This is a genomic window from Chitinophaga sp., from assembly GCF_036566945.1.
Lineage (GTDB): Bacteria > Bacteroidota > Bacteroidia > Chitinophagales > Chitinophagaceae > Chitinophaga.
Genome location: NZ_DATCVJ010000772.1, coordinates 1 through 6,431, shown reverse-complemented (window position 1 = coordinate 6,431; position 6,431 = coordinate 1). Strand labels below are relative to the sequence as shown.

The following is a 6,431-nucleotide window of genomic DNA, read 5'->3' as shown; positions in this document are numbered from 1 at the left end:
ATATTTTTGCGAAAAGTTATGATGCCACTACCGCTGCCAACGATCCAGGCGTTCCTTACGTAACCGTACCGGAAACCGTGGTGATGAAACAGTACGACCGCAGCACCGTAGCTTATGTGTACGATATGGTGGAGAAAGATCTGCTGGAAGGATTGCCGCTGATCGCTGACGATGCGTATAGTGTTCCCCGTTATCACTTTAACCGCAGTGCGGCTTTTGCATTCGCCACCCGCTTTTACCTGTTCAAAAAAGATTATGCTAAAGTAGTAGCCTATGCCGATAATACCTTTTCCAACAATGATGTGGCTAACAACATGCGGGAATGGAATACGGTATACGGCAGCATGTCGCCTGCCCAGATATATGATATCTATGCCAACGCCAATGAAAGAGCCAACCTCTTGATTACAGAAGCGCCTTCACTGTGGGGACGCAATGTAGGCCGGCTTCGCTACGACCTGGATTACGCACACGAAGCACAGATTATAGGTCGTAATGTGACCGGTGGCATGTGGGTATATCCCATCTACTACTACGGTTCACAGGATTACTTTGTACCCAAGCTCACAGAATATTTTGTGAAAAATTCCGTGAATGCCACCATCGGTCAACCTTATGTAATGACACCGCTATTTACTACGGAAGAAGTATTATTCAACCGCGCGGAGGCAAATACATACCTCAATAACACTGATGCGGTATTAAAAGATCTCAATCTTTTTGCCAGCAAACGTATACGGAATTATAGCGCTTCCCTGAACACCATTTCTCTCTCCGACATGCAGAACTTTTATGGTATCAGCGATACAAAAACCGCTTGTATCCGCACCATACTTGATTTTAAGCGGGCAGAGTATTTACAGGAAGGCCAACGCTGGTTTGATCTGCAACGATATAAAATACCTGTGGTGCATTATACCCGGGACGGAAAAATACTGGAGCTGAAAGCAGACGACAAACGCCGCCTGTTTCAGATACCGGCATCTGCCACTACCTCCGGGATAGCATTGAATCCAAGATAATATCAACATTAATATCTACTCAAATGAAAGCATTCTTACTCCTCATTCCCCTATGCTTGCTGATGGCTTGCAGCAAGAAAGAAGACCTGGGCAATGTAGAAGATATTCCCGGCCTGGGTGGAGATACCTGGGTATCTTCTCCGTTGGACAAATGGCTGCACGACACGCTCACCGTGCCTTTTAACATTGCGGTAAAATATAAATGGGATCAGTTCGAATTTGAACTGAACAAAACACTCGTGCCACCGAAAGAAGAAAAAATAATTCCGGTGATGTCGGCCATCCAGAAAGTATGGATGAATACTTATATCGCGGAAGCTGGCAACCTCTTCTTTAAAAAATATTGTCCCAAATATTTTATTCTCTCCGGCAGCGCGAGCTGGAACGAAAACGGCACCATTACCCTTGGCACCGCAGAAGGCGGCCGCAAAGTAGTGCTGTACCTGGTGAACGACTTCTTAACAAAATCAATGGATGGCTATCAACCTTCTGACTCTGCCAATGTGAAACAGATGTTTCATGTAATAGAACATGAGTTCGGCCACATCCTGCATCAGACAGTAATGTATCCCGTCGCATTCAAACGGATTTGTGCGGGTTTCTATACCGGCAACTGGAATAACATTTCCGATAAGGCCGCCCGACAGGATGGCTTTGTAACCCCTTATGCCATGTCTGGCTTCGACGATGACTTTGTGGAAATGGTGTCTACCATGCTGGTAGAAGGGCGTAGTGGTTTTGATGCCATCGTCAACAGTATTCCGGAAGGCAGCAGTATCAATGGCGTTACCAAAGCAGAAGCCCAATCCCGCCTGCGCCAGAAAGAGGCAATGGTGGTCAGCTATTTTTTAACCGTGTGGAATATCAACTTCTATAGTCTCCAGACACGCACCAGGAAAGAAATTAATCAGTTGCTCTATTAAATATATGACTGCGCAAGGCGTAAAAATAATAGTATGAAAAATAATCTGATCTGTTTACTATTCATCATGACCGGGATGTTTGCCTGTAAAAAGGAAACGGACCCCATTTTTGATAAGTCACCCGATGAACGTATCAACGAAACGCTTGCGCGCTATCAGCAGGTACTCACCGGCGCTCCAAATGGATGGAAGGCGCTGGTATATCCGGCCGGCGTTCCTGGCAGCGTATTCGGCTTCTATTTGAGTTTTACGGATGCCAACCGGGTACAGATGTTTTCTGATTTTACCACGGCCAGCACCAGCACACCGAAAGAAAGCAGCTGGCGCCTGAAAGCACTGCAGCAACCCTCCCTGCTCTTCGACACCTATTCCTATCTGCATGTACTATGCGATCCGGATGCCAGTCAGAATGGCGGCCAGTACGGACAAGGGCTGGGATCTGATTTTGAATTTGCCATCGACAGCACCGCCGGCGATTCCGTTTGGCTAACCGGCCGTTTCAACAGGAGTAAAGCCGTTTTGATAAAGGCGACCGAGCAGGAGAAAGCGGCCTGGTTCCAACACCAGATCAACCGGTCTATTGATAGCGTTGGCGCCATACTTACCTACTTCCGCCGCCTCACCACAGGTGCCAGCCATTATGATATCAGCATTGACAACTTCCTCCATCAGGTAACGTTTACCTGGATCGTGGATGGAAAGGTGAAACAGGTAACTACCGGTTACACCTATACGTCAAGTGGCATTACCTTGTCGCCCGCCTTTAACGACGGGACTACTACCATCAGCAGTTTTGACCAGGTAAAATGGGAGAACGGGGCTGTCAATTTTACCATCAACGGTAAAGTGGCCAGCATTACCGAAACGGTGACTCCGGTAGCCATTGACCTGGCAGCACCCAAAAGATGGTATCAGTATGCGACAGACAACGAAAGATACTGGGCTACGGACGAAGGGTTTCATGTAAACGGCCAGGATAACGCATTTCAAATCACTTCATTGCCGTCGTATGCTTTTCTCACTTACTATCCCCAGATAAACGGTCCGGGTACCGACCTGGATTTGCTGGGATTTGTGCTGAGAGGAGATGACGGCAAAAATACCATCTCTTACGGTCCCGGTTACAGCGCACCAACTTACACCTCCGATGGCAGAATCATTTTCAATGATATTGGTTTTTCCGGCAGTATGCCCGCCAACAAAACCCCCATACAAAAAACAAGATCCCTGATGGCCGATCCAATGGGTTACTACCTGGTACAGATCAGACCTCTGACCTATGTCATGGTAAGCGCCCGGGATGGTAAATCGTGGATCACGTGGCAAAGCTTTTAATCGTATCAACCAAATTTAAATACCTCATATGAGAAATTGTACTGTTCACTATCTATATAAAACGACATTACTTGTAGGAGTACTGCTGATGCTGGCATGCCGGCTATCGGCACAAACAGATATCAGCATTGGTACCAGTACCACCGGTAATTCCGGTACGGGCTATCCCTCTCCACTACAGGACTATTATGAAGGCAGCAGGGCACAATACCTGTATCGTGCATCGGAGCTGCATGCTGCAGGCATGAATGCCGGCATGATCAGCGGCCTCAAATACAAAGTACTTAACCTCAATGCGACCGATACCGTTGAGCAATACACCATTAAAATTGGTACTACTGCAGATACCACCCTCGACGGCGCTACCTGGGTAACAATCAACAACCAGGTGTTTGGTCCGGTAAATTATCAGCCGCAAACAGGTATCAATACTTTCAACTTCTTCTCCGGCTTCTTCTGGAACGGCACGGATAATATTGTGGTAGAGATCTGTAATGGCGCACCCGATTCAGACACGCGCACTACCTACACCAGTAACCCGGAAGTCCCTTACACAACGGGGCTTCCATTCAATGGTTCTCATACCTACCGCATAGATGGTATGAACTATTTATGTGGCACTACCAATACCTCCAATACGGGTACCATGACTACCCGTCCGGATGTTATCTTTTCCTGGACGCCTGCGGTAGCCTGTACCGGTACACCAGTAGCAGGAACTGCCACGGCTAATTCATCTACTGTTTGTATGAATGGTCAGGTCACCATTACCCTTTCCGGTACTACTATTGCATCCGGCATCAAATACCAGTGGCAGTCATCTGCCGATAACAGCAACTGGACTGATAAGCTGAACGATACCACCAACAGACTGGTGACTTCACAACCCGCCACCACTTATTACCGTTGCAAGGTCACCTGCGTAACGTCTAACATCACGGTTACTTCCAGCAGTGTTACCGTTACGTCGCCTTTGGCAGTATCAGGTACTTTCACCATTAACAAGGCATTGCCTACCAGCGGTACCAACTTTGCCTCTTTTAATGATGCATATAACTGGATTAAATGCGGTATCAATGGCCCGGTTATATTCAATGTGGCCCCCGGTGGCACTGCCTATAACGAACAACTATTGATCACGCCTGTACCCGGTGCTTCAGCCACCAATACCATTACGTTTAACGGTAACGGGGATACGTTGATCTCCACAGGCACATCCGGCTCACCTGCGGTGATCAGACTGTCAGATGCAGACTACTTCACCTTTAATAACCTGGTGATTAAAAACTCCGCTACCAGCAATGGCTGGGGCGTACATCTGACCAACGATGCCGATTACAACGCGATCCGCAACTGTACTTTTATACTGGACTCCACCAGTACTTCCAGCAGCAATGCAGGTATCGTCATCAGTTATTCCAACTCCCCGACATCTACCGGCGAAGCAAAATGCGATTTTAATACCTTCTCCGATAATACGATCAATGGCGGCTATTATGGCATTGCCTTAACCGGCAGCAACACATTTGCCAATGGTAATAATAAAGTGATCAATAACAAGATCAGCAACTTTTACAGCTATGGCATCTACGTTACCGGCTCCTTTAATGCACTGATAGAAAACAATATCATCAGCAGGCCCACACGCAGTACAGCAGGTACCTTCTATGGTATTTATTTCACTGGTCTCAGTACAAAAGCCAATATCACCCGCAACACCATCCGCAATCCTTTTGGCGGTGCACCTAATAGTACCAGCGCTGCCTATGGCATTTATTTCACCAGCACAGATGCGTTAGCACAGCTGGAAAATGTGGTCAGCAATAACCTCCTTTATAATTTTACAGGTAAGGGAGATGTATATGGTATCTATAATTCAAGCTCGGACAACGTTTGGTACTATCATAATACTATAGCACTCGACGGTGCTTCTACCAGCAGTACTACCTATACCGCACGCGGATGGTATCAGACACAGGCTGATGGTGTAGAATTCCTTAACAACATTATTGCCATCACACGCGGTGGTGGCGGCAGTAAGTTTGCGGTTTATTTCTCCTCCGCCAACGGTACTATGCATGCCAACCGGAACGACTATTACCTCTCTGCTCCAGGCGGCACCAGTAGCGTGGGTTACTTTGGTGGCAACAAAAGCAGTCTGCTTGACTGGCAAACCGCTTCCGGACAAGACACCGCTACCGTTACTTCCAACCCCTTATTCGCAGCCATTGCCAGCGGCAATTATCAGCCGGCAAATGCGTCTATCGACAACAGAGGCATACCGGTGAATATTACGGTGGATATTAACAATACTCCCAGAAGCGCTACCACACCGGATATAGGCGCTTATGAATTCACACCGGGTCCCTGTACCACGCCACCACTGGCAGGGAATGCACAGGTAAGTCCGGCAGTAGTTTGCGTAAACAGGAAGGTATCTTTAACCCTCACCGATAACTCCATCGGGCTGGGACAAACATACCAATGGCAAAAGTCTGCCACTGCTGCCGGTCCCTATGCCAATGTGGGCAGTGCACTCAGCAACCCGGATACCGTGATTACTTCGACCACTACGGCGTGGTATCGTGTAGCCGTTACGTGTAGTGGTAACACCGGTTACTCACAACCGATACTGCTCACGGTAAACCAGGCTTTCCCGGCAGGTACGTATACCATCAATAAAAACGCCCCGGCCAGCGCTACCAACTTTGTTAGCTTCAATGCTGCCAAAGCTGCGATGGAATGCGGTATACAAGGTCCTATTGTTATGAATGTAGTTGCCAACTCCGGACCATACCTGGAGCAACTGGTACTCGATTCTATTGCAGGCACCTCCGCTATCAATACCATCACCTTTAACGGTAACGGCAATACGATAAAATTTGCGCCAACTGATGGGAACGAAAGAGCAGTAATAAAACTGCGCGGTGCAGATCATATCACTTTTGATAGTCTTACGATAGATGCCAACAGTCTCGATTACGGCTATGGTGTGCAAATGCTCAGTAACGCAGACAGCAACACCATCACCCGCTGTACCATCATTACGGATACAGAAGCTACATACACCGAATATGCAGGTGTGGTGATCAACGGCAGTGAAACGACCCACGGCACCGGTACCAACAATAATTGTGACGGAAATACCATC

At 47.7% G+C, this 6,431-nt stretch carries 4 protein-coding genes; all 4 read left to right on the top strand.

The genetic code is table 11. The features are described from left to right. Positions 1 to 1,022, top strand: a 1,022-nt coding sequence (locus tag VIP81_RS23310) for a RagB/SusD family nutrient uptake outer membrane protein (protein ID WP_331967040.1), incomplete at its 5' end; no start/stop codon positions are given. Between the two features lie 23 nt (positions 1,023 to 1,045). After that, on the top strand, positions 1,046 to 1,945 hold the full coding sequence (locus VIP81_RS23305) for a putative zinc-binding metallopeptidase (RefSeq protein ID WP_331967038.1): 900 nt from the start codon (positions 1,046 to 1,048) through the stop codon (positions 1,943 to 1,945). Positions 1,946 to 1,978: 33 nt separating this feature from the next. After that, positions 1,979 to 3,280, top strand: coding sequence for a DUF4302 domain-containing protein (locus tag VIP81_RS23300; RefSeq protein ID WP_331967036.1), 1,302 nt, complete (start codon positions 1,979 to 1,981; stop codon positions 3,278 to 3,280). 28 nt (positions 3,281 to 3,308) lie between these two features. Then, positions 3,309 to 6,431, top strand: a 3,123-nt coding sequence (locus tag VIP81_RS23295; RefSeq protein ID WP_331967034.1) for a NosD domain-containing protein, incomplete at its 3' end; no start/stop codon positions are given.